The organism is Sphingomonas leidyi, assembly GCF_011761945.1.
Taxonomy (GTDB): Bacteria; Pseudomonadota; Alphaproteobacteria; order Sphingomonadales; family Sphingomonadaceae; genus Sphingomonas; species Sphingomonas leidyi.
The window spans coordinates 172,740-194,689 of the sequence record NZ_JAASQV010000004.1; the positions used below are offsets into that span (position 1 = coordinate 172,740).

At 68.2% G+C, this 21,950-nt stretch carries 23 protein-coding genes; 12 read left to right on the forward strand and 11 right to left on the reverse strand.

Annotated elements, in window-relative coordinates:
- Nucleotides 1-4: 4 nt before the first annotated feature.
- Nucleotides 5-1,183 (forward strand): acetyl-CoA C-acyltransferase, encoded by a 1,179-nt coding sequence (locus tag FHR20_RS18335; protein WP_167301054.1) that lies wholly within the window; start codon nucleotides 5-7, stop codon nucleotides 1,181-1,183.
- A 479-nt stretch (nucleotides 1,184-1,662) separates the two neighbouring features.
- On the opposite strand, the gene FHR20_RS18340 is transcribed toward FHR20_RS18335, so the two are convergent.
- Nucleotides 1,663-2,142, reverse strand: a complete 480-nt coding sequence (locus FHR20_RS18340) for a hypothetical protein (RefSeq protein WP_167301055.1) — start codon at nucleotides 2,140-2,142, stop codon at nucleotides 1,663-1,665.
- Nucleotides 2,143-2,383: 241 nt separating this feature from the next.
- On the opposite strand from FHR20_RS18340, the gene FHR20_RS18345 reads away from it, so the two are divergent.
- Together FHR20_RS18345 and FHR20_RS18350 are read left to right on the forward strand one after the other, a co-directional pair.
- Nucleotides 2,384-3,334, forward strand: coding sequence for a glucokinase (locus tag FHR20_RS18345; RefSeq protein WP_167301056.1), 951 nt, complete (start codon nucleotides 2,384-2,386; stop codon nucleotides 3,332-3,334).
- 35 nt (nucleotides 3,335-3,369) lie between these two features.
- Nucleotides 3,370-3,786, forward strand: a complete 417-nt coding sequence (locus FHR20_RS18350; RefSeq protein WP_243857619.1) for a YkvA family protein — start codon at nucleotides 3,370-3,372, stop codon at nucleotides 3,784-3,786.
- Nucleotides 3,787-3,828: 42 nt separating this feature from the next.
- Here FHR20_RS18350 and FHR20_RS18355 read toward each other — a convergent pair whose 3' ends face one another.
- Entirely contained in the window at nucleotides 3,829-5,061 is a 1,233-nt protein-coding gene (locus FHR20_RS18355; protein ID WP_167301057.1) for a polyhydroxyalkanoate depolymerase, read from the reverse strand.
- Nucleotides 5,062-5,335: 274 nt separating this feature from the next.
- Between FHR20_RS18355 and FHR20_RS18360 the strand changes: the two genes are divergently transcribed.
- Nucleotides 5,336-7,135 carry an ABC transporter transmembrane domain-containing protein gene (locus FHR20_RS18360; protein WP_167301058.1) on the forward strand — a complete coding sequence of 600 codons (1,800 nt, stop codon included), beginning with the start codon at nucleotides 5,336-5,338 and terminating at the stop codon, nucleotides 7,133-7,135.
- Nucleotides 7,136-7,245: 110 nt separating this feature from the next.
- On the opposite strand, the gene FHR20_RS18365 is transcribed toward FHR20_RS18360, so the two are convergent.
- Nucleotides 7,246-7,671: an organic hydroperoxide resistance protein gene (locus FHR20_RS18365; RefSeq protein ID WP_167301059.1), complete on the reverse strand. Its 426-nt coding sequence runs from the start codon at nucleotides 7,669-7,671 to the stop codon at nucleotides 7,246-7,248.
- A gap of 137 nt (nucleotides 7,672-7,808) precedes the next feature.
- Here FHR20_RS18365 and FHR20_RS18370 point away from each other — a divergent pair, with 137 nt between their 5' ends.
- Nucleotides 7,809-8,246 carry a MarR family winged helix-turn-helix transcriptional regulator gene (locus FHR20_RS18370; protein WP_167301060.1) on the forward strand — a complete coding sequence of 146 codons (438 nt, stop codon included), beginning with the start codon at nucleotides 7,809-7,811 and terminating at the stop codon, nucleotides 8,244-8,246.
- 219 nt (nucleotides 8,247-8,465) lie between these two features.
- Nucleotides 8,466-9,635: a saccharopine dehydrogenase family protein gene (locus FHR20_RS18375; RefSeq protein WP_167301061.1), complete on the forward strand. Its 1,170-nt coding sequence runs from the start codon at nucleotides 8,466-8,468 to the stop codon at nucleotides 9,633-9,635.
- On the opposite strand, the gene FHR20_RS18380 is transcribed toward FHR20_RS18375, so the two are convergent.
- Complete coding sequence (locus FHR20_RS18380) at nucleotides 9,636-9,953, reverse strand: hypothetical protein (protein WP_167301062.1); 318 nt, start codon at nucleotides 9,951-9,953, stop codon at nucleotides 9,636-9,638.
- Between the two features lie 141 nt (nucleotides 9,954-10,094).
- Complete coding sequence (gene rnr / locus FHR20_RS18385; protein WP_167301063.1) at nucleotides 10,095-12,326, reverse strand: ribonuclease R; 2,232 nt, start codon at nucleotides 12,324-12,326, stop codon at nucleotides 10,095-10,097.
- Nucleotides 12,327-12,380: 54 nt separating this feature from the next.
- Here rnr and glpD point away from each other — a divergent pair, with 54 nt between their 5' ends.
- From glpD to FHR20_RS18400, 3 genes are read left to right on the forward strand one after another with little or no spacing between them, the layout of a single operon-like run.
- The gene (gene glpD, locus FHR20_RS18390) at nucleotides 12,381-13,829 is read left to right on the forward strand and encodes a glycerol-3-phosphate dehydrogenase (protein ID WP_167301064.1); all 1,449 of its coding nucleotides are present in this window, start codon (nucleotides 12,381-12,383) and stop codon (nucleotides 13,827-13,829) included.
- Entirely contained in the window at nucleotides 13,826-14,173 is a 348-nt protein-coding gene (locus tag FHR20_RS18395; protein ID WP_167301065.1) for a hypothetical protein, read from the forward strand. The genes glpD and FHR20_RS18395 overlap by 4 nt, the downstream gene beginning before the upstream one ends.
- A gap of 47 nt (nucleotides 14,174-14,220) precedes the next feature.
- The gene (locus FHR20_RS18400; RefSeq protein WP_167301066.1) at nucleotides 14,221-14,553 is read left to right on the forward strand and encodes a PilZ domain-containing protein; all 333 of its coding nucleotides are present in this window, start codon (nucleotides 14,221-14,223) and stop codon (nucleotides 14,551-14,553) included.
- A gap of 74 nt (nucleotides 14,554-14,627) precedes the next feature.
- On the opposite strand, the gene FHR20_RS18405 is transcribed toward FHR20_RS18400, so the two are convergent.
- The 4 genes from FHR20_RS18405 to FHR20_RS18420 all read right to left on the reverse strand — a co-directional run bounded on the left by FHR20_RS18405 (nucleotide 14,628) and on the right by FHR20_RS18420 (nucleotide 18,494).
- On the reverse strand, nucleotides 14,628-15,629 hold the full coding sequence (locus tag FHR20_RS18405) for a pectinesterase family protein (RefSeq protein WP_167301067.1): 1,002 nt from the start codon (nucleotides 15,627-15,629) through the stop codon (nucleotides 14,628-14,630).
- Entirely contained in the window at nucleotides 15,626-16,219 is a 594-nt protein-coding gene (locus FHR20_RS18410; protein ID WP_167301068.1) for a hypothetical protein, read from the reverse strand. The genes FHR20_RS18405 and FHR20_RS18410 overlap by 4 nt, the downstream gene beginning before the upstream one ends.
- Nucleotides 16,220-16,296: 77 nt before the next feature.
- On the reverse strand, nucleotides 16,297-16,899 hold the full coding sequence (locus tag FHR20_RS18415) for a TIGR02466 family protein (RefSeq protein WP_167301069.1): 603 nt from the start codon (nucleotides 16,897-16,899) through the stop codon (nucleotides 16,297-16,299).
- 62 nt (nucleotides 16,900-16,961) lie between these two features.
- Nucleotides 16,962-18,494: an aminoacyl--tRNA ligase-related protein gene (locus FHR20_RS18420; protein WP_167301070.1), complete on the reverse strand. Its 1,533-nt coding sequence runs from the start codon at nucleotides 18,492-18,494 to the stop codon at nucleotides 16,962-16,964.
- Between the two features lie 104 nt (nucleotides 18,495-18,598).
- Here FHR20_RS18420 and FHR20_RS18425 point away from each other — a divergent pair, with 104 nt between their 5' ends.
- Nucleotides 18,599-19,261, forward strand: a complete 663-nt coding sequence (locus FHR20_RS18425; protein ID WP_167301071.1) for a hypothetical protein — start codon at nucleotides 18,599-18,601, stop codon at nucleotides 19,259-19,261.
- A gap of 39 nt (nucleotides 19,262-19,300) precedes the next feature.
- Nucleotides 19,301-20,206 (forward strand): DMT family transporter, encoded by a 906-nt coding sequence (locus tag FHR20_RS18430; RefSeq protein WP_167301072.1) that lies wholly within the window; start codon nucleotides 19,301-19,303, stop codon nucleotides 20,204-20,206.
- Between the two features lie 35 nt (nucleotides 20,207-20,241).
- On the opposite strand, the gene FHR20_RS22920 is transcribed toward FHR20_RS18430, so the two are convergent.
- Entirely contained in the window at nucleotides 20,242-20,823 is a 582-nt protein-coding gene (locus FHR20_RS22920; protein ID WP_286711769.1) for a DUF938 domain-containing protein, read from the reverse strand.
- On the reverse strand, nucleotides 20,820-21,338 hold the full coding sequence (locus tag FHR20_RS22925; protein ID WP_243857621.1) for a CcdC protein domain-containing protein: 519 nt from the start codon (nucleotides 21,336-21,338) through the stop codon (nucleotides 20,820-20,822). Before FHR20_RS22925 ends, FHR20_RS22920 begins: the two co-directional genes overlap by 4 nt.
- Nucleotides 21,339-21,469: 131 nt before the next feature.
- Here FHR20_RS22925 and FHR20_RS18440 point away from each other — a divergent pair, with 131 nt between their 5' ends.
- Nucleotides 21,470-21,943, forward strand: coding sequence for a methyltransferase family protein (locus tag FHR20_RS18440; RefSeq protein WP_167301074.1), 474 nt, complete (start codon nucleotides 21,470-21,472; stop codon nucleotides 21,941-21,943).
- Nucleotides 21,944-21,950: the final 7 nt, after the last annotated feature.

The window sequence follows — 21,950 nt, forward strand, 5'->3', positions numbered from 1 at the left end:
GTCCATGTCTCGCTCCGCAGTCATCGTCTCCACCGCCCGTACCGGCATCGGCCGCGCCTATCGCGGCGCGTTCAACGCCACGCCGGCGCCGACGCTCGGCGCCTATTCGATCAAGGCCGCGGTCGAGCGCGCCGGCATCGATCCGGCGGAAGTGCAGGACGTCGTGTTCGGCGCCGCGCTCCAGCAGGGCAGCACCGCCGGCAATATCGCCCGCACCGCGCTGCTGCGCGCCGGCCTGCCCGTCACGGTCGCCGGCATGTCGGTCGACCGCCAGTGCGCCTCGGGCCTGATGGCCATCGCGACTGCCGCAAAGGAGATCATCGTCGACAATATGGACATCGCCATTGGCGGTGGCCTCGAATCGATCAGCCTGGTCCAGACCCCGCAGATGCGCGTCGAGCCCGATCGCGAGCTGCTCGCGATGCACGGCGACATCTACATGCCGATGCTGCAGACCGCCGAAGTGGTCGCCGCCCGCTACGGCATCGGCCGCGACCGTTGCGATGCCTATGCCCTGCAGTCGCAGCAGCGCACCGCCGCCGCGCAGGCCGCGGGCAAGTTCGACGACGAGATCGTGTCGGTCACGGCGACGATGAACGTCGTCAACAAGGAGACCAAGGAAGTCTCCCAGAAGGAGATCACGCTCGCCAAGGACGAGGGCAACCGCCCCGAGACGACCGCCGAGGGCCTGGCCTCGCTCCAGCCGGTGCTGCCGAACGGCACCGTCACCGCCGGCAATGCCTCGCAGCTGTCGGACGGCTCGTCGGCCAGTGTGCTGATGGAGGAGAAGGTGGCCGAGAAGCGCGGCCTTACCCCGCTCGGCCGCTATGTCGGCATGGCCGTTGCCGGCACCAAGCCGGACGAGATGGGCATCGGCCCGGTCTTCGCGATCCCGAAGCTGCTCGAACGCTACAACCTCAAGATGGACGATATCGGCCTGTGGGAGCTGAACGAGGCTTTCGCGGTGCAGGTGCTCTATTGCCAGGACCAGCTCGGCATCCCGAACGAACTGCTGAACGTGAACGGCGGCGCGATCTCGATCGGCCATCCCTATGGCATGAGCGGCGCGCGCATGACCGGCCATGCGCTGATCGAAGGCAAGCGCCGCGGCGCCAAATATGTGGTCGTCACCATGTGCATCGGCGGCGGCATGGGCGCGGCGGGCCTGTTCGAGGTGCTGTGAGCCGCGTCATTGAAAATTGACGCCTGCGGGATTGCAAAGGTCTCGCAAGACTCATTGGGCTTGTCCCGTTGATATGGGCCTCGGTCGTGGCAGCGACCGGGGCCCATATCGTTCGGGGCCCGGCTGGCGGGCCGGGCCCCTCCCGTCGCTGTTCATTGAAGATCGACGCCCGCCATGGTATCCAGCCGGCAGGCGATGACATAGGCGCCTTTCTGTGAGCCCCGGTTGTGTCAGCAACCGGGGCTCAAACGTTTGGGGCCCGAGTGTCAGCTCGAGCCGCGCCCGTGTACCTATTTCTTTCGAGCCATCTCGATCGCCTTCACGACCGAAGTCGCAAAGGCAAACAGGACGCCCAGGAACAGGCACAGATCGGCGAATGACATAGGTTCACCTTTCTGTTGCGGCGGCGGGATTGCCGCCATGCCAACCCTACATCCGGAGCGGTCGCGTGCGGCGAGACTGGCCCGTAATGGATATGTCTACCGGACCCGCGTGAAATAGTTCGTCCGCATCACCGGCTTGCCGCCTTCGCCGATATAGCCGGCGGTCTCGATCATCGTCTTCCCGTCCGGCGCGACCGTGTAGACCCGGGTCGAGGCGGGGATCCCGCCCTTGCCCAGCACCATCACCAGCACATTGGGCGCCGGCAGCTGCACCGCGGCGATGTCCGCCTCGGGGCTGCCCTCCACGATATAGGGGGTCCCGTCGGGCGTGTAGGTGCCGGCCGTGTGGTTCTCATAGTCCTTGCCGACGATGTCGACACTGGTCCGCCACTTGCCGCCGCCGATATCGGCATAGCTGATCGTCACGCTCTTCGGCCGCGCCTCGGGCGGCATGGGCAAGCGCTCGACATCCACTGCCCAGCTGCCCAGCAGCGGCGACGGCGCGGCGGACTGGGCAAGGGCCGGCGCAGCATGGCCAAGGCCCACCGCCAGCAGAATCGCGAAAGGCACCTTCATCCGTCTCTCTCCCGAAGTTGGTCGGCGAGAGGATATGTCGGAATCCACGCCCCCGTCCTCCTGTAACTCCCTGTGTAACGCTGTAAATTCGCTTGTAACAAAGCCGCTTGCACGAATGGCTTTGTTCGCTTTACTCTCTGACAACGCTGCCAATCGCAATCTTGTTGCTCATGGGGCGACTGTTAGCGATAACAGTATTCGGACTCCGCAAAGCGGGGCCGATCAGACAGGGGGTGCGTCGATGGGCGAAGGCTTGGCGTTGGTGGCCGATATCGGCCGCCAATCGGTGCGGTTCGGGCTGACCGGCGGCGAGGCGGGGCCGGCGCCACGCGACATCCGGCGGTTCTCGACCAGCGAGCATCCCACCTTCACCAGCGCTCTCGTCTCCTATCTGAGCGGCCTGGGACTTCAGGACGCGCGGCTGCCGAGCGTGCTGGCCGTGGCCGGCGCGGCGCGCGGCGACCTGATCAACCTGACCGGCAGCCGCTGGTACATCTCGCTCGCCGGCGTCGAGGCGGTGCTGCGCGCGCCGCCTCGCGCGCTCAACGAATGCGCCGCCAATGCGCTGGCGCTCACCACCCTGCCGCCCAGCGCCTTCACCCCGCTGCACGGGCCGCCGCCGCGCGCAGTGGAGCCCGGCGGCACCTATGTCGTGATCGGGACCGGCACCGGGCTCGGCGTCGCCGCGTTGATCAGCGCGGGCGGGCGGCTCGTCCCCGTGCAGAGCGAGGCCGGCCACATCGCCTTCGCGCCCGAGACGGCGGACGAACGCAAGTTCGCCGAGTTCTGCCGGAAGCGCGGCCATGCGCTCGACGTGGAGACGCTGGTCAGCGCGCCGGGACTCTGCCTCGCCTATGAAGCATTGTCCGGAGGCATCAGGATAGCCTCGCCCGAGGACATCACCCGCAGCACCGCGCGCGACCCGATCGCGGCGGCGGTGGTGCGCATGTTCGTCGAGCATCTTGGTGCCTTTGCCGGGGATCTCGCGCTCGCCTTCGGCGCCTGGGACGGCGTCTACCTCACCGGCGCGATCAGCCGCGCGCTCCACTCCCATCTCCTGGATCCGGGCTTCCGCCGCCGGATGGAGGGCAAGGCCGCGTTCCGCCGCCAGCTCTCCGACGTCCCGGCAGTGCTGGTCAACCGCAACGATCTCGAACTGATCGGCGCGGCTGCCGCCTATGGGAACGCCTGACGCCATCTGCCGCGTGTCGTCGCCGGGGGTGATGGATGGCGCTTGACGCTGGGAGCGGCCCGAGCCACCCCGTCCCCATGACCGGCCCATCGCTAGCGCACCGCATTCGCACCGAAGCGCACGCCATCTGGTTCGCGGTGCGCGATCCGCGCACGCCGTTGCTCGCCAAGCTGGTCGGCGTGCTGGTCGCCGCCTATGCGCTTTCGCCGATCGACCTGATCCCGGATTTCATTCCGGTCCTCGGCCTCGTCGACGATGCGATCGTCATTCCGCTCGGCGTCTGGCTGTTCGAGAAGCTGATCCCGCCCGCGCTCTTTGCCGAGCACCGCGCCCGCGCCGAGATCGAGACGCAGCGGCCGGTCAGCTGGCCCGGCGTGCTGCTCATCCTGGCGATCTGGATCGGCGTCGCCTGGCTGATCTGGAGCATAGTCGCGACCAGCGAATATAACTGATCCGGCCTCCCCTCCGTTCCAGGGAGGGGAGAGCCACGCCGCTCAGCCCGGATTCGCCGCCATCCACTGTTCCAGGATCGGCGCGATGCGATTGCGCCACTTGGAGCCGTTGAAGATGCCGTAATGGCCCACGCCCTCGGCGAGGTGATAATGCTTCAGATCCTCGGGAAGCGCAGTCGCGATGGTCAGCGCCGCCCTGGTCTGGCCGATGCCCGAAATATCGTCCTTCTCGCCCTCGATCGCGAGGATGGCCACGTCCCGGATCGCCGCCGGATCCACCTTGCGCCCGCGATGCGTCATCGTGCCCCGGGGCAGCGCATGCGCCTGGAACACCGTGTCGATCGTCTGGAGATAGAATTCGGCGGTCATGTCGCAGACCGAGCGGTACTCCTCGTAGAATTTCATCGTCGCGTCGGCGCTCTCGTCATCGCCCTGGACGAGATGCTTGAACATCTCCCAGTGCGAGATCATGTGGTTGCCGAGGTTCATCGTCATGAAGCCCGCGAGCTGCAGGAAGCCCGGATAGACTTTCCGTCCCGCCCCGGCATAGCTCATCGGCACGGTGGCGATGACGTTCTGCTCGAACCAGCTGAACGGCCGCTCGGTGGCGAGCGTGTTCACTGCGGTCGGCGCTTCGCGCGTGTCGATCGGGCCGCCCATCATGGTGAGCGTCGCGGGGCGATTCGGATGCGCGTCGGCGCTCATCACCGCGACGGCGGCATAGGCCGGCACCGAGGGCTGGCATACCGCCAGCACATGCGGCCGCGGATCGCCGTCCTTGCCGATGAAGGCGAGGAACTCGACCAGATAATCGATATAGTCGTCCAGGTCGAAGCGGCCATGCGCGAGCGACACCAGCTTCGCGTCGCGCCAATCGGTGATGTAGACGTCCGCCACCGGCAGCATGCGCTCGACCGTGCCGCGCAGCAGCGTGGCATAGTGGCCGGACATCGGCGCGACGATCAGCAGCTTCGGGCCGCCTTCCACGCCCGTGCGCACGAAGCGCTTGAGCTGGCCGAACGGCTTGCGCAGTACCACTTCCTCATGAACCTCGACCTGCCGGCCGTCGACCGTCGTATGATCGAGCCCGAATTCCGGCTTGCCGCGGGGAGCGGAGGCATGGGCGAACACTTCGAGCGCCGAGGCGAGCACCGGTCCGCCGCCGAAATAGGCGAACGGATTGGCCGGATTGTTCAACAGCCCCGCGGAAAAATTGGCCAGCGCGCTCGCACCTGCGAGAAGCGAGCGCTGAATCTCATAAGCGTCGTACAGCATTGCGTCCCTTCCGCCGTCCCCCTCCCCAAAAACGGCGGCGGCTATGTTAGCGTTATAGGCGAGCCGTGCTGCGGCGCAACGCCGGGCAAGGCCGTAATGCGACGGAACGATCCGCAGCTCCCATACCGCAACCACGAAATCGCAGTCGATATCCGGCTAACCCCCTCTGTACACACGACGAACTGGCCGTTCCGGAATTCCTGTGGATATCCGGGCAACCCGTCCCGGCAAAGGACGGTTCCCCTCTCTCTCCAATCGCGCTAGTCCGCCGCGCATGGCCGAACCCGTCCCGCCTGCGCCCGCGCTCCCCCCGTCCGATGGGCCGCAGCGGCGCAAGATCTCCAATCTCCTGGTCGTTTGGGGCTTCACGCGGCGCTATCCGCTTCAGCTGCTGATCGCGATCGTCGCGCTGATCGGCTCGTCGCTGACGACGCTGCTGATCCCCCGCACCTTCCAGAAGATCGTCGACCACGGCTTCGCCGCCGGAGCGGACACCAGCCGGATCGGCATCTATTTCCAGGGACTGCTGCTCGTCGTCGTGGCGCTCGCGGCCTTCACCGCGGTCCGCTTCTATTTCGTTTCCTGGCTGGCCGAACGCACCGTCGCGGACCTGCGCATGGCGGTGCACCGCAACCTGCTCCGCCTCCCGCCCAAATGGTTCGAGGAGAACCGCCCGTCCGAGATCGCCTCGCGCCTCACCGCGGACACCGCGGTCGTCGAGCAGGTGGTCGGCTCCACCGTCTCGATCGCGCTCAGGAACCTGCTCACCGGCGCGGGCGGCGTCATCTATCTCTTCGCGCTCGCGCCCAAGATCGCCGCCTATCTGGTCGTCGGCATCCCGGTCACCATCCTGCCGATCGTCTGGCTGGGCAGCCGGGTGCGGCAATTCTCGCGCACCAGCCAGGACCGGGTGGCCGATGTGGGCGCGATCGCCTCGGAGACGCTGGGCGCGATGCGCATCGTCCAGGCCTTCGGGCAGGAGCAGCGCGAGGCCGAGCGCTTCCAGGGCGCCGTCACCCGCACCTTCGAAGCCGGCAAGCGCCGCTTCGGCCTGCGCGCGATCATGACGGCGCTGGTGATCGGCTCGCTGTTCACGGCGATCACGCTGATCGTATGGGCCGCGGTGGCCGATGTCGCCGCCGGCCGGCTATCGGGCGGCTCGATCATGGCGTTCGTCCTCACCGCCGGCCTCGTCACCGGCTCGTTCGGTGCGCTTACCGAAGTCTATGGCGACCTGCTGCGCGCCTCGGGCGCGGCCAGCCGCCTCGCCGAACTGCTCCATCAGCAGCCCGACATCGCGGCCCCCGCCAGCCCCGTGCCACTTCCCCAGCCGCCCCAGGGCGCGCTAGCCTTCGACCGGGTCACCTTCCGCTATCCCACCCGCCCGGACAGCGCCGCGCTCACCGACTTCTCGCTCGAGGTCCGCCCCGGCGAGACGGTGGCGGTGGTCGGCCCCTCGGGCGCCGGCAAGTCGACGCTCTTCCAGCTGCTCCAGCGCTTCTACGATCCCGATGGCGGCGAAGTCCGTGTCGACGGTGTACCGGTCCCGGCGGCCGATCCGGCCGATATCCGCGCGCGCATGGCGATGGTGCCGCAGGAGACGGTGATCTTCGGCGCCTCGGCGCGCGACAATCTGCGCTATGGCGCCTGGGGCGCGACCGACAACCAGATCTGGGCCGCCGCCGAAGCCGCCAACGCCGCCGATTTCCTGCGCGACCTGCCCCAGGGCCTCGACACCTTCCTCGGCGAAGGCGGTGCGCGGCTTTCGGGCGGACAGCGCCAGCGCGTCGCCATCGCCCGCGCGCTGCTCCGCGACGCTCCCATATTGCTGCTCGACGAAGCCACCTCCGCGCTCGACGCCGAGAGCGAACGCCTTGTCCAGGACGCGCTCGAGCGGCTGATGGAGCACCGCACCACGCTCGTCATCGCCCATCGCCTCGCCACGGTGCGCGCCGCCGGCCGGATCATCGTCATGGAGGAAGGCCGCATCGTCGAGACCGGCACCCATGCCGAGCTGGTCGCGCGGGGCGGCCTCTACGCCCGGCTGGCCGCGTTGCAGTTCCACGAGGCCTGACACGGGCTTCGCGGCGGACCGAACCGGCCGATCCCGATCGGCTGCCGGCCCGCAACGGTGCCGGGGCTCCGTGCCCCGGCGGGCCGGCAGCGATCGGGCGGAAGGATGCCTCAGGCGATCGTCAGGCCCACATCGAGATTGTTGCGGGTCGCATTCGAATAGGGGCAGATCTGGTGCGCGGCCTGGACGAGCTTCTCCGCATCGGCGCGCTCCACGCCGGGCAGGCTGATTTCCAGGTCGGCGGCGATGCCGAAACCGCCCGCCGCGCGCGGTCCGATGCCGACGGTCGCGGTCACGCTGGTTTCGGCCGGAACCTTGATCTTGAGCTGCGCGCCCGCAACCTTCAGCGCGCCGATGAAGCAGGCCGAATAGCCGGCTGCGAACAACTGCTCGGGATTGGTCCCCTCGCCGCCCGCGCCGCCCAGTTCCTTCGGCGTCGAGAGCCTGGCGACGAAACGCCCGTCCTCGCTGCGGGCCTCGCCGTCGCGGCCGCCGGTGGCCGTGGCGCGGGTGCTGTACTTTACGTCAACCGACATGCTCGATCTCCTTATTTAAGCTCGCGATATTGTTTATTGCGATATTATTCAGCTAATGGATGAATCGGGGCTTGTCCAGCGAATTCGTTATCGCGATATGGTTTTTGATGATATCGGCCTCGGCCAAGGAGACGACCATGCCCGCCGCGATGCCCCTCGACGACCAGCTCTGCTTCTCGCTCTACGCGACGAGCATGGCGATCACGCGCGCCTACAAGCCGATGCTCGACCGGCTCGGCATCACCTATCCGCAATATCTGGTGCTCCATGCGCTGTGGGAGCAGGACGGCCGCACCGTCGGGGCCATCGCCGATCGGCTCGCACTCGAATCGAGCACGGTGACCCCGCTGGTGAAGCGGCTCGAAGCGGCACGCTTCGTCACCCGCGAACGCAATCCGCAGGACGAGCGCCAGGTCCAGGTGCGCCTCACCGATCGCGGCCGCCACATGCGCGAGGAATGCGGCTGCCTGGCGGAGGAACTGCTGGCCCGCTCGGGGATGCACGGCGAGGAGCTGGGGGCGCTCAACCGCGACGTGAAGACGCTGTGGAATGCGCTGCGCGAGGCGCGGGACTGAACGCCGTGCCAGCTTGATGCGAAGCAGCGGCGACGCGCTCGATCACCATACCGCCTCTTCCAATATTGGCCTTCCTCTGCTTCACTCAAATCCGTTCGGAGCCATCGCTTCGGGCGGAGGGCAAGGCGCGGCACTCCTGTACGTGCGATCGGGAGCGTCAACGGAATCAATGAATCGTTCAACTACGCGGTTGAACGTCAAGGAGCAGGAAACGAGCAGATGGCAGACCGCGAATTCGATATCATCGTCTATGGCGCCACCGGCTTCACCGGCCGCCTCGTCGCCGAATATCTTGCGGGCCATTATCCGGACGTGAAATGGGCGATGGCCGGGCGCTCGCTCACCAAGCTGCAGGAGGTCCGGGACGAGATCGGCGCGCCGGCGTCGACTCCGCTGCTCACCGCCAATGCCGATGATCCCGCCGCGCTGAAGGCGATGGTTGCCCGCGCCACGGTGGTGATCACCACGGTCGGCCCCTATCAGCTCCATGGCGAGGCGCTGCTCGCCGCCTGTGTCGAGACGGGCACCGCCTATGTCGACCTGTGCGGCGAGCCGGCGTGGATGGGCCAGATGATCCGCAAATACGAAGACGCGGCCAAGGCCAGCGGCGCGCGCATCGTCTTCTCCTGCGGTTTCGATTCGATCCCCTTCGATCTCGGCGTGTGGACCGTGCAGCAGGCGGCGATCGCCCGCTTCGGCCGGCCGGCGCCGCGCGTGAAGGGCCGGGTGCGGGCGATGAAGGGCACCTTCTCGGGCGGCACCTTCGCCAGCGGCAAGGCTTCGATGGCCGCGGCGGCCAGGGACCCCGCGATCCTCAAGCTGATGCTCGATCCCTTCGCGCTCACGCCGGGCTTCGCGGGCCCCGCCCAGCCAAACGGCATGGTTCCCTATCATGACGAAGCGATCGACGCCTGGGTCGCGCCCTTCATGATGGCAGTGATCAACACCAAGAACGTCCATCGCTCGAACTTCCTCGCCGGCCAGCCCTATGGCGCGGACTTCCAATATGACGAGATGCTGGTCGTTCCCGGCCTTGGCGAGATCGGCAAGGCCGCGGCCGAGGCGATGGCCAAGATCAATCCGATGGCGGCGGACAAGGGCCCGGCACCGGGCGAGGGGCCGAGCAAGGAGGAGCGCGAGACCGGCTTCTACGACATCGCCTTCGTGGCGGAGATGCCCGACGGACAGCGCCTCTCGGCCATAGTGAAGGGGGACCGGGATCCCGGCTATGGCTCGACCAGCAAGATGATCGCCGAGAGCGCGCTCTGCCTGATCGAGGATGTGCCGGCGGCGGGCAAGGGCGGCATCTGGACGGCGGGAGGCCTGATGGCCGCGCCGCTGGCCAGGCGGCTGGAGGCGCATGCCGGCCTCAGCTTTGCGGTCGACTGATCAGTAGAACAGCATCGTTACCCCGGCGGCGGCGAGGCAGAGGACGATCACCACCGGCACCATGATCGCCCGGGTACGGTCCAGCTGCTTCCGGAAGGCGGCGAGGTCGAACCAGTAGCGCCCCGCCCCCACCTCGTGGACGATGCCGGCGCCGCGCATGCGCTCGAACTGGGTTCGCTCGATCCGGTCCTGGGGCACGAAGGAGACCGCCTCCTCGGCGCTCACTGCGTGCTGGGCAAAGAAATGCGCGCGGATCCGCTGCCGCGCCCGCATGGCCAGGGCGCCGATGGAGACTGGCGCATGGGACCTGAACATCATCGGGACATCCCCGGCCTGCCCCATGCCGGTGCGGCGGCGCGGGCCAGAACCAAGAGGACGGGCGTCGACATCGGGTCGGTTCCCCCGGAATATTAGGATGCGAGCATAAACCCCTGCGCCCGCCGGTTCAATCGTCCTCGCTCAACGGCTCTTGTGCCGGATGTTGGGCGGCCGGCCGCGGCGCTTGATGGGGCGGGGGCGCCCCTTGCCGCGATCCCTGGCAAAGGCGGACGGGCCCGCCGAACCCTTGCCGTCGGGCAGTTCGAAGCGGAGTGCGCCGGAAACCGGATTGGCCTCCACCAGCCGGAGCCGGAGGCGCTGGCCCAGGGTGAATTCCTCGCCGCTCTCGTCGCCCACCAGCCGTTGCCCGGCCTCGTCATAGCGGAAATATTCGGTGCCCAGGTCCCGCGCCGCGACCAGCCCGTCGCCGCCGACGCCGTCCACCGTGGCGAAGAAGCCGAAGCTCTGCACCCCGGTGATCCGCGCCTCCAATATTTCGCCGACATGGTTGGCGAGATAGGCAGCGACATAGCGGTCGATGGTCTCCCGCTCGGCCTCCATCGCCCGGCGCTCCAGGCTGGAGATGCTCTCGCCGATCCGCTCCATTCCCGCGGCTTCCTCGGCCGTCAGCCCGCCGGGGCCCAGGGCATAGGCCTCGACCAGCGCACGGTGGACGATCAGATCGGCATAGCGGCGGATCGGCGACGTGAAGTGCGCATAGCTGCCCAGCGACAGGCCGAAATGGCCGTGATTGGCAGGGCCATAATAGGCCTGGGTCTGGGTGCGCAGCACCTGCTGCATCACCTGCTCGCGGAAGTCGCTCTCCCCCACCCGTTCGAGGATGCGGTTGAAGGTAGCCGGCTTGATGACCTGGCCCAGCGCGAACTCCACCCCGAAGGTCTTGAGGTACTCGCGCAGCGCGACGAGCTTCTCCCGGGCCGGCGGCTCGTGGATGCGGTACATCACCGGCGCCTTCTTCGCCTCCAGCGCCTTGGCCGCGGCGACGTTCGCCGCGATCATATAGTCCTCGATCAGCTTGTGCGCGTCGAGCCGCTCGCGCGGCGCCACGGATAGGATGCGGCCCATCTCGTCGAGCACGATCCGGCGCTCGGGCAGATCGAGGTCGAGCGGCTCGCGCTTGTCGCGCGCCTTGTTGAGGGCGTGCCAGCAGTCCCAGAGCGGCCTGAGCGCCGTCTCGGTCAGCGGGTGATCGAGCGTGCCGTCGATCGCCGCCTGGGCGTCCTCATAGGCGATGTTGGCCGCGATGCTGACCACGGCGCGGGTGAAGCGCCAGCTCTTCAGCTCGCCATGCCTGCCGATCTGGAGGTGGCAGGCGAGCGCAGCCCGGTCCTCGCCCTGCTTGAGCGAGCAGACTTCCGCCGAGAGGATCTCGGGCAGCATCGGCACGACGCGATCGGGGAAATAGACCGAGTTGCCGCGCTTGCGCGCCTCGCGGTCCAGCTCCGAGCCGGGGCGGACATAGAAGGACACGTCGGCGATCGCGACGACGGCCTTCCAGCCGCCGTCGTTCTTCGGATCCTCGTCGGGCGCCGCCCAGACCGCGTCGTCATGGTCGCGCGCATCGGCCGGGTCGATCGCGACGATCGGCAGGTGGCGAAGATCCTCCCGCTTGCCCAGATCGAGGCGGGACACCCGCTCGGCCTCGTCGAGCAGCTCCTGCGAGAAGATATTGGGGATCGAGTGCCGGTGGATCGCGATCAGCGAGAAGCTGCGCGGCGCGAAGGGATCGCCCAGCACCTCGACCACCTTGGCGGTGATTCGCGGCGGCCGGCCGGCCTTCTCGGCGAGGACGAGGTCGCCCGATTGGGCACCGCCGGCATCGGAGACCGGCCAGTTGCGCCGCTCCTTCTTCTCCACGCCCTGCAGCCAGAGCCGCCCGGCCTCCTCCTTGAGCACGCCGAGCATCAGCTCCTCGCCACGGGCGAGCTTCTTCATCGGATGCGCGATCCAGCCGTTGCCGGCCTCTTCGGTGCGGGCGAGGATGCGGTCGCCGATGGCGAGCGCGGAACGCTTGCCGCGCGCTTCGCGGACGCGAAGCCGCGGCACGGGCACGCCTTCGGCCTCCCAGCGCTCGGGCACCGCCCAGGTGGTGTCGCCGTCCGCATCGGTGACGCGCAGCACGGTGACCTTGGGCACGCCGCCCATCCTGTGGAAGGCGCGGCCCGGGGCGACGTCGATCAGCCCCTCGTCGCTCATGTCCTTGAGCAAGGCCTTGAGCAGGATCTTGTCCTGCCCATGCAACCCGAAGGCCTTGGCGATCTCGCGCTTGCCGGCCGGCGTATCGGAATTGGTGATGAAATCGAGAATCTGCTGCCGCGTGGGCAGCCCTGCTTTGATTTTGGTTTTTGCCATTGACCCCCAAGATAGGGACTCGCGGGCTCGCTGCCAACGCCGTAACCTGCCTCCGTGGCATATGACCTGCTCATCGCCGGCGGCGGGATCAACGGGTGCGCGATCGCCCGCGAAGCTGCGTTGCTCGGCCTGAAGGTGCTGCTCGTCGAGAAGGACGACCTGGCCAGCCATACCAGCTCGGCCTCGACCAAGCTGATCCATGGCGGGCTGCGCTATCTCGAAAGCTACGAGTTCCGCCTGGTCCGCGAGGCGCTGCACGAGCGCGAGCGGCTGCTGGAGGCGGCACCGCACCTGATCCGCCCGCTCACTTTCGTGCTGCCCCATGCCCATGCGGTGCGGCCCTGGTGGATGGTCCGGCTCGGCCTCTATCTCTACGACGCGCTGGCGGTGGGCGGCGATTCCACCCTGCCCCGCTCGCGGAGCCTGCGTGCCAGGGACAAGGCGTTCACCGGTCCGCTGGCCGGCACCCATCGCGGCTTCGTCTATTCGGACTGCCGGGTGGACGATGCCCGCCTCACTCTGGCCAATGCGCTCGACGCCGCGCATCACGGCGCCGAGATCGCGACGCGGACCGAGCTGCTTGCCGCCCGGCGCGAAGGCGGAGCCTGGCGCGCCGAGCTGTCCGACGGCCGCACCGTCACCGCCCGCGGGCTGGTCAACGCCGCCGGCCCCTGGGTGCGGCACCTCCTCGACACGCTGGCTATTGCTAATCATTCGCGGATCCGGCTGGTCAAGGGCAGCCATATCGTGGTGCCCAGCCTGTATGACGGCGACCATGCCTATATCCTCCAGCAGCCCGACCGGCGGATCGTCTTCGCCATTCCCTATGAAGGCGGCTTCACCGAAATCGGCACCACCGACATCCCGGTCGACCGGCCCGAGGATGCGATGTGCTCGCCGGAGGAACGGACCTATCTCTGCGAGGCGGTGAACCGCTATTTCACCCGCCAGATCGTGCCCGCCGACATCGTCTGGAGCTGGTCCGGCGTACGGCCGCTGCACGACGACGGCGCCGCCAGGGCCCAGTCGGTGACGCGCGACTATGTGCTCGAGCTCGACGAGGACGGCCCGCCCCTGCTCTCCATCTTCGGCGGCAAGATCACCACGGCGCGGGCCCTGGCCGAGGAAGCGCTGGGGAAGATCGGGCCCGTGCTCGGCGCGAAGGTCGAGCCGGTGACGCGTGCCCGCGTCTTCCCCGGCGGCGCGATCGCCGATTTCGACCGGTTCGTTGCCACCGCCAAGGCACGCTGGCCGTTCCTGGGCGATGCGCGGGCCGAGCGGATGGCGCATGCCTATGGCTGTGGCCTGGCCGACATGCTGCGCGACCTGACCGACCTGGGCGAGGATCTGGGCGCGGGGCTCACCGCCACCGAGATACGCTGGATGCGCGACCATGAATGGGCGCGCACCGCCGAGGATGTGCTGTGGCGGCGGAGCAAGCTGGGGCTGCATGCCGGGCCGGAGCTGGCGGAACGGGTGACGCGGGTGCTGGAGGAGAAATGATCGCCTCCCTGCTCGCCCTGACCCTGGCCGGCAGCCCTCCGATGCTCTGCCGCACCGTCCATGGCCGGCTGTTCGCGTCGAACGGCAACCCCGCGATACGCATCTGGGTGGTGGGCACGAAGCGCATCCTCGGCATCGATGCCGACGAGGATCTGTTGCTCGACCGGTTGCCGGCCAATGTCCGCAAGCTCTGGGCACCGACCGGCAATCTGTTCAACGCCAGCATCTATGGCGACTTCCGCGTCTGTGCCCGGAAGCCGCAACGGCCCGGCGTGATGCAAAGAGTGATCGTCACCCGCGCCGGCCGCCTCCGCCTCGATCGCTACGACGGAGGACCGCCTTAAGTGCTTGTTAAACCGTCCGCGGCAGGGTTGCGCCGGGGCGGAGAGAGATGGCGACCAAATTCTCGCAATATCGGACCGTGACACCCGCGCTCGTCGAACAGCGCGCGGCGACGCGTCACCGCATCCTCGTCACTCGCGCTACGGTGACGAAGCGCGGCAACAAGCCGGTCGAGGCGATGCTCCACGATCTCTCGGTCTATGGCTGCCGTCTCGCCTGCGCGGCACCGCACGGCGCAGGCGACAAGGTATGGCTCAGCCTGCGCAACGATCTGCCCGTGCCTGCGACCATCGTCTGGAATGACGGCGCACATATCGGCTGCCGGTTCGACGACCCGATCGAGCGGAGCCTGGTGCGGCAGCTGACCCTGGTGATCCGCTGATCCTGCGCGGCGGGGCCGGGTCGGCTCCCGAAGGGCACGAAAGCCGCGCCGTCCGCCGGGAAGGCGGCAGCGGGCTAGAACCCGATCACATTGGCCCGAGTGAAGCGCTTCGCCGCTTCCGCCGTCAGCAACCGGCGATCGGCTCCGGCCGGCGCCGCGCCCGGCCCGGCATTGCCGAACTCCCATAGCCGCGCCTCGGGCGGGGTCAGGCGGCGCTGCTCGCCATCGGGTCCCTTATATCCCATCCAGGTCCAGCCTTCGCGGCGGATATGGGCGTCTATCCAGCATTGGAGGAACGCCGCCTGGCCCATGAGCGCCATGTTGCCGCCGGCACGCCAGGGGCGGCCGAGCCAGGTCGAGCCATCCGGCACGCCCGCCTCGCGGCGCAGGCGGCAGCGAGAGAAGACCAGGCCGAATTCCTGCGCGGCGGGAGTACTGGGCGCAGCGACATAGCCGAAGCCATCGGCGTTCGGGACGTAGCGCGTGACGATCTCGCAGCCTTCGAACCAGGCCGCCGCGCCACCGAAAATGAAGTCCACCCCGCCGACGATACGGGTATCGGTGATCAGGCTGCGGGCCTGGAGGTAGAAGCTGTCCTGATAGCCGAGCAGCACGCAGCGATCGACGATCATATGGTCCGCCTCGCGGCCCACCGCCAGCGCCACTGCCTGCGCGCCATTGCCGGCGCCGTCCCGGCGCGCGCCGATATAGTCGAAGCTGTTGCGGATGGTGAGGCCGCGCAGCGTCACGTTCGGCGCGGCGATGGCGAGCGTTCCCGATCCGCCGGTACCCCAGCTGCCGCCACCGGGCTTCGCCGTGCCGGCCGCGGTGCCATATTGGAGGACCGTGCCGGGGCTGCCCTGAAGGGTGAGTCCGGGCACGCGCACCGTCAGCTTCTCGGTGAAGATGCCGGGCCGGAGCAGGATGCGGAAGGGGCGCCCCGCCTTCTCCGCCTGCGCCAGCGCAGCGCCGAGGGTGCCGGTGGCGGGGTCGACCACCGCGTCCCATGGTTCGCCGGCCCGGGCCGGAAGCGGCAGCGCCAACGCACTGGCGAGCAGGGTACGCCGCGCGATCATCCTCCGCCGCTTCTCCGCGCGTCCCTGTGCCCGGCCGGAACCGCGCATCCCGTGGAACCGGCCAAGGGCCGGACGCTGGCGAGCAGCCGGTCAAGGGCTATCGGATATTGGCCGCGCCTTCGATCGCTCCGATAGAAGCTCAGATAGGCAGCGAAGGGCTGCTCTCGAAATACGAAGAACAGCGCGATGGTCTGCTCGCCCGGCTCGTTGGCATTGTCGGTCCACCGCGCCTCGACGGCTCGCGTGATGCCCGTAACCGACGCATGGGAAACGCTACGCGTCGAGGAAAATGCGTTGGCCCGGCGCCGCAGTTCCATCAGCTCCTCGATCGATTTCGCCTCGTCGGATCGCCGGCCGATCGCAAGAGTCGCAAATCCCCTTGGCAGGGTCTGCAGCGAATAGGGGCGTTCTCCAGGCGGCCCGGAGACAAGCAAGGGAATGGGGTTGCCCGCCACAACTTTCCATCCCGCCGGCACCTGGAAGCTGTAGCAGCTGTCCCTGTCGACAAGCCTGCCGCTTGCCGCGACATCATAGCCCTGCGCCGAGGCGGAGGCCCCGAACAGGCCCAGCACGATAGCGAGAAGCTCCATGACCGCGCTCCCGGAAAACCCCTGTGCGGCCCTCCGGAATATACCGATGGCTGTCCCGCGTCACCAGCGGACGGCAGTCATCCCCAGCGATAGTTGAAGCTGATGCTGATCCGCTGCGCCTTGCCCGATCCGGGCGGGACCTCGTGGCGCAGCCAGCTTTCCCAGAGCAGCACCGTGCCGGGCTCGGGCACGATCTCGACAAAGCCCTGCAGTGCCTCGGGCGCGTCTTCGAGGCGCGGGGGCGCGGCCATCATCATGGCGTGGCGCGGATCCTCGAGCTTCAGGCCCCGCGCGCCCGGGGGCAGCGCCACGTAGAGCGTGCCCGAGACGGCGCTGTGCGGATGGATGTGCGCGCCGTGCCCGCCCTTGCCGTCGAGCACGTTCACCCAGAGGCTGTCGAGCTTGAGCTTCCTGCCCCCCAGATCGAAGGCGCAGGCCTTGGCGAACTTCGCGACATGCTTGTCGAGCAGGCGCTTGAGATCGGCGAAATTGGGGTCGCGGATCGGCAGGTCGTCCAGCGAGGCGTAGCTGGTGTAGCCGCGATACTCATGCTCGCGGCACCAGCGGCGGCCGGCCATGTCGTCCTCGGCGAGCTGGAGGCAGGATTGCTCCAGCGCCTCCAGGAGATCGGGGTCGCCCAGCGGCTGCTCGTACAGCAAGGTGGGGAAGAGCGTGCGCATGCCCCTATCCCGTCACCCCGCCACAAGGCCGGGGCGCGGATTTCGGTCCGACGTGACGAGGCTCAATACGCACGCGCCACCAGGATGCGCTCGACCGCCGGCGCGCCGGTGAAGATGCAGGTGCCGGTGGCGGGCGCCGCATCGTTCGGCACGTTGCGGAACGTGAGCTTCAGCGCCTTCAACCGTTCGACCACCTTGTCGAGCTCGGCGCCGCTCGGCCTGGCCCATTCGACCTCGACCCAGCCGGGGAACTTGCCCGCGCCCTCGAAATAGCTCTCCAGGCCGGCAAAGTCGGCGATGTCGCGGACGATGTTCGCATCGGTGCGCGCCTTGGCTTCGTCGTACAGCGCCTTCTGCACCGCTTCGAGCCGGCCGATGGCCTCGGCGAGGAACGCGTCGCGCGCAACAATGGCCGAATTGAGCTTGCCGTCCTCCTTGTACAGGTCGGTGCGGACGGTGACCGAGACGTTGCCGCCGGCCATGTCGCGCCCGCCGACCTCGACGACGAGCGGCGCCCCCTTCTTGATCCAGCCCCAGCGCTTGGTGACCGCCTTGGCGGCGCGCAGATCGAGCAGCGCGCGAACGGGCTCGCCGAACGCATATTGCCGCGCCAGTTCCTGCTGGATGCCCTTGCAATAGTCGATCAGCGCGGCGTCTTCGTCATTGTCGCGCAGCATCGGCACGATCACCACCTGCCAGGGCGCGACGCGAGGTGGCACGCGCAGGCCGTCATCGTCGCCATGCGTCATGATCAGGCCGCCGATCATGCGAGTCGACATGCCCCAGCTCGTCGTCTGGGCCAGCTCGAGCTGGCCCTCCGAATTCTGGAACTTGATGTCCTGCGCGCTCGAGAAGGTGGTGCCGAGGAAGTGCGAGGTGCCCGCCTGGAGCGCCTTGCCGTCCTGCATCATCGCCTCGATCGAATAGGTCGAGACCGCCCCGGGGAAGCGCTCATTCTCGGGCTTCTCGCCGGCGATCACCGGCATCGCCACGCATTCCTCGGCGAAGCTGCGATAGACTTCGAGCATCTTCATCGTCTCTTCGCGCGCTTCCTCCACGCTGGCATGGGCGGTGTGCCCTTCCTGCCAGAGGAACTCGGCGGTGCGCAGGAACATGCGGGTGCGCATCTCCCAGCGGACGACGTTCGCCCACTGGTTGATCAGCACCGGCAGGTCGCGCCACGACTGGACCCAGCGGCTGAACGCGGCGCCGATCACCGTCTCCGAAGTGGGGCGCACCACCAGCGGCTCCTCCAGCTTCGCCTCGGGATCGGGGATCATCTTGCCGTCCTTGTGGATCAGCCGGTGATGCGTGACGACCGCCATCTCCTTGGCGAAGCCGTCGACATGCTCGGCCTCCTTCTCGAAATAGGAGAGCGGGATGAACAGCGGGAAATAGCAATTCTCGTGGCCGGTCGCCTTGATGCGATCGTCGAGCAGGCGCTGGATCCGCTCCCAGATGCCATAGCCCCACGGCCGGATGACCATGCAGCCGCGCACGCCGCTTTCCTCGGCCATGTCGGCCTCGGTGATGACGGTCTGGTACCATTCGGCGAAATTGGCTTCGCGGGTGACGTTGAGCGCATGCTTGATCATGATCGGGCGGATAGCGGCAAAGCTTGGCGCGGCAAAGAGGAGACACACTTGATTGTGCAGCCCTTCCCGCGCCAGTTGGGCGGGTCGATGGTTTGGGGGATGCAGTGAGCGGACGGTGGCGGACCTTGGCACTGGTGCTGGTGGTGCTCGGCGCGATGGCCTGGGCGATCACCCAGGTTCGACCCACGGGCCCGCAGAACCCCCTCACCGATCCGGCCTCGGTGGAACGCGAGCTGCTCGCCGACCGGCCCGGCGGGCTGCTGAGCGCGACCATCAAGCGGACCTTCCCCGAGGATTTCGAGGCGCTGAAGACGGTGGTGGCCGAGCGCGCCCGGGCCGGCGGCGGACCGCAGGACATCCAGCAGGCGGCAGGCGCGTTCGTCGGCGAGGCGACGCGGCGCCACCGCGCCGGCCTGGTCCAGGCGCCGGCGCCGCAGCTGCGCGCCTATCTGGCGGCGGAGATCGCGCTGGTCGGCAAGCTCGCTGCGACATCGCCGGAGCGGTGCGACGCCTATTTCGCGGACCCGCTGGACGATGCCGGCTGGTTCGCGCCCGACCTGCGCGAACTGTATCTCCGGCAGAATATCGCGCTGTGGGAAGCCGCGGGGGCGGCGCGCGATCACCCCGCCGGCCGGGCGGCCTCACCGGCGGAAGCGAAGCCGGCGGCTTCGTGCGACGCGGGGCTGGCCGCGCTCGAAGCGATCGCGGCGCTCCCTCCGGCGCGGTTCGAACAGGTCTATCCGCAACTGCTCGCCACCGGCCATTGAGGGTTGCCGCCCGCGCGCCCCTGCCGCAAAGGCGGACAGGTGCAGGGCGATCAGATATTGAAGGGCATCTTGCTGCGGCTCTTCGCAGTCGCCTGCCTCGCTACGATGTCGGCGCTGATCAAGCTGGCCGAGATGCGCGGCGCCGGGCTGGTCGAGACGATGTTCCATCGCCAGCTCTGGGCAGTGCCGCTGGTGACCGCCTGGGTGGCGGCGGGCCCTGGCCTGGGATCGATCCGGACGCGGCGCTTCGGCGCGCACGTCTCGCGCACCGCCGTGGGACTGACCGGCATGGTCTTCACCTTCGGCGCGGTGCTGCTGCTGCCGCTGGCCGAGGCAGTGACTTTCCAGTTCACCGTGCCGATCTTCGCGACGATCCTGGGCGCGCTGCTGCTCAAGGAGCCGACCGGCTGGCATCGCTGGGGCGCGGTGATCGCGGGATTCGTCGGCGTGCTCATCGTTGCGCAACCGGGGAGCGCACATATTCCGGCGTTCGGGGCGATGGTGGGGCTGCTCGCCGCGCTTTTCGTGGCGATCGTGGCGATCCTGCTGCGCCAGATCGGCAAGACCGAAGCGACGGGGACGACGGTGTTCTGGTTCTCGGTCCTCTCCGTGCCGGTGCTGGCGATCCCCTATGCCTTCTCGTTCAAGCCGCATGACCCGGTGACCTGGGCGATGCTGGTGGGAATCGGGCTGATCGGCGGAGTCGGCCAGCTGGCGTTGACCGGATCGGTGAAGCACGCCCCGGTGAGCGCGGTGGTGCCGATGGACTATTCGAGCCTGATCTGGGGCACGCTCTATGGTTGGGCGATCTTCGGCATGTGGCCGAGCGCCTGGACCTGGCTCGGCGCGCCGGTGATCATCGCAAGCGGGCTCTACATCGTGTGGCGGGAGCGCAAGCGCGGCGTGGGCCCGGCGGTCACCAGCGCGGAGATGGAGCCGGTGTGATCCTGCCGCTCCCCTCCCTTCCAGGGCGGGGCGCTTTAGGCCCGCCGGTACACCAGCATCAGATTGTTCGCCGGCATCTCGACCAGCCGTTCCAGCGACAGGCCGTGCGGCGCGGCCGCCGCGGTCACGGCTTCCACGAAACGTAACCCGAAGCGGGAATCCCTGTCCTTCAGCCACAGCTCGAACTGCTCGTTCGACGGCGCCGTCGCCACCCCTTCGCGACGATAGGGGCCATAGAGGATCAGCGGCGCCCCCGGGGCCAGCGCCGTGCCCGCCCCGGCGAGCAGCCCGAGCGTCGCTTCCCAGGGGCTGATATGGACCATGTTGACGCACAGGATCGCGTCCGCCGCCGGGAAAGCGCCCGTCGCCGCATCGATCTCCAGCGGCGCGCGGACATTGGCCAGCCCAGCACACCAGTCCGCGATCGAGGCCAGCGCATCGGCATCGGGGTCGCTGGGCTGCCAGACCAGGTCGGCAAAGCGCCCGGCGAAGAAGGCGCAATGCTCGCCGCTGCCGCTCGCGATCTCGAGCACATGGCCGCGCGCGGGCAGTTCCTCCGCCAGCACCGCGGCGATCGGATCGCGGTTCCGTTCGGTGGCGGGGGCGTGACGCCTCACCCGCCGCGCGCCTGCTCGAGCAGGCGGCGGGCGCGCAGGAACATCTCCACCCGCTGCACCGTCAGCATGCCGAGCGCGAAGGCGATCAGCACGTCGGTCATCGCCATCACGTCGAAATGCATGCCGGGGATGCCCAGCGAGTCGGCGTTGCGGGCCAGCGAGCGGATGAGGACCAGCGCAAGGATGAACGCCATCGCGGCGAGCGAGCCCCTTTGCGAAATCTCGTGCGTCTCCGGATTCACCTGGATGTGCATCATCCGGCCGCGCTGCCAGCCCAGCGCAGCCCCGGCGAGCAGGGCGGCCGCCGCCGCGGCCCAAGTCATCGGCGCCAGCGGGATGTTCCAGAAGGTGAAAGCGGTGATCGCCAGATAGAGCGCGGGCACGATCCACAGCCGCTCGATGCGCAACGGCCGTTCGCGCGTGAGCCGGCGGAAGCGCAGCGCGAGCACGACGAGGATGATCGCGATCGGGATGAGCTGGTAGAGCGGATTGGGATGGACGGGCTGCGTGTGCATCGATCGAGACCCCCGGAACTTGCAAGTGATCTATACAAGTAATACAGTATCTATGCCAGCCGAACTGGCTGGCAAAGGCAAGAGGATTGCGCATGCGGCCACGCCGGTCCATCAGGGCGCCCGGAGGGTTCATGGACGTCGATCACGATAGCGCGGGGGTGAAGTTCGCACCGCCGGCCGCTTTCCTTGGCACGCTGGTGGTGGGGCTGGCACTGGGCAAGCTGTTGGGCAGCCCCGACCTGCCGCTCGCCCATTCGACCGAGCGCGGCCTGGGCTCGCTGGCGACTCTGCTCGGCATCGGGATCATGCTCTCCGCCCTGGGGCTGTTCCGGGCCGCAGGCACCGATCACAAGCCGTGGAAGCGCTCCACTGCGCTCGTCACCGACGGCGTCTATCGCTGGTCGCGCAACCCGATGTATTTCGGCATGGCGCTGGCCTATGCCGGCGTGGCGATCTGGATGGACAGCCTGATCGCCCTGCTGCTGCTCTTCCCGCTGATCATCGTGATCCAGCGCGAAGTGATCGAGCGCGAGGAAAGCTATCTCGCGCGCAAGTTCGGCGAGCGCTATCTCAGCTACAAGTCCGCAGTGCGCCGCTGGATCTGAGCCCGGC

Coding starts and splice junctions, on each gene's coding strand:
- FHR20_RS18395 (WP_167301065.1), top strand. CDS start 13,826: ATGATCGCCTCCCTGCTCGCCCTGACCCTGGCCGGCAGCCCTCCGATG.
- FHR20_RS18375 (WP_167301061.1), top strand. CDS start 8,466: ATGGCAGACCGCGAATTCGATATCATCGTCTATGGCGCCACCGGCTTC.
- FHR20_RS18370 (WP_167301060.1), top strand. CDS start 7,809: ATGCCCGCCGCGATGCCCCTCGACGACCAGCTCTGCTTCTCGCTCTAC.
- FHR20_RS18415 (WP_167301069.1), bottom strand. CDS start 16,899: ATGCGCACGCTCTTCCCCACCTTGCTGTACGAGCAGCCGCTGGGCGAC.
- rnr (WP_167301063.1), bottom strand. CDS start 12,326: ATGGCAAAAACCAAAATCAAAGCAGGGCTGCCCACGCGGCAGCAGATT.
- FHR20_RS18340 (WP_167301055.1), bottom strand. CDS start 2,142: ATGAAGGTGCCTTTCGCGATTCTGCTGGCGGTGGGCCTTGGCCATGCT.
- FHR20_RS18405 (WP_167301067.1), bottom strand. CDS start 15,629: ATGATCGCGCGGCGTACCCTGCTCGCCAGTGCGTTGGCGCTGCCGCTT.
- FHR20_RS18350 (WP_243857619.1), top strand. CDS start 3,370: ATGGCGCTTGACGCTGGGAGCGGCCCGAGCCACCCCGTCCCCATGACC.
- FHR20_RS18440 (WP_167301074.1), top strand. CDS start 21,470: ATGGACGTCGATCACGATAGCGCGGGGGTGAAGTTCGCACCGCCGGCC.
- FHR20_RS18380 (WP_167301062.1), bottom strand. CDS start 9,953: ATGATGTTCAGGTCCCATGCGCCAGTCTCCATCGGCGCCCTGGCCATG.
- FHR20_RS18355 (WP_167301057.1), bottom strand. CDS start 5,061: ATGCTGTACGACGCTTATGAGATTCAGCGCTCGCTTCTCGCAGGTGCG.
- FHR20_RS22925 (WP_243857621.1), bottom strand. CDS start 21,338: ATGCACACGCAGCCCGTCCATCCCAATCCGCTCTACCAGCTCATCCCG.
- FHR20_RS18400 (WP_167301066.1), top strand. CDS start 14,221: ATGGCGACCAAATTCTCGCAATATCGGACCGTGACACCCGCGCTCGTC.
- FHR20_RS18345 (WP_167301056.1), top strand. CDS start 2,384: ATGGGCGAAGGCTTGGCGTTGGTGGCCGATATCGGCCGCCAATCGGTG.
- FHR20_RS18410 (WP_167301068.1), bottom strand. CDS start 16,219: ATGGAGCTTCTCGCTATCGTGCTGGGCCTGTTCGGGGCCTCCGCCTCG.
- FHR20_RS18365 (WP_167301059.1), bottom strand. CDS start 7,671: ATGTCGGTTGACGTAAAGTACAGCACCCGCGCCACGGCCACCGGCGGC.
- FHR20_RS18335 (WP_167301054.1), top strand. CDS start 5: ATGTCTCGCTCCGCAGTCATCGTCTCCACCGCCCGTACCGGCATCGGC.
- FHR20_RS18360 (WP_167301058.1), top strand. CDS start 5,336: ATGGCCGAACCCGTCCCGCCTGCGCCCGCGCTCCCCCCGTCCGATGGG.
- FHR20_RS18420 (WP_167301070.1), bottom strand. CDS start 18,494: ATGATCAAGCATGCGCTCAACGTCACCCGCGAAGCCAATTTCGCCGAA.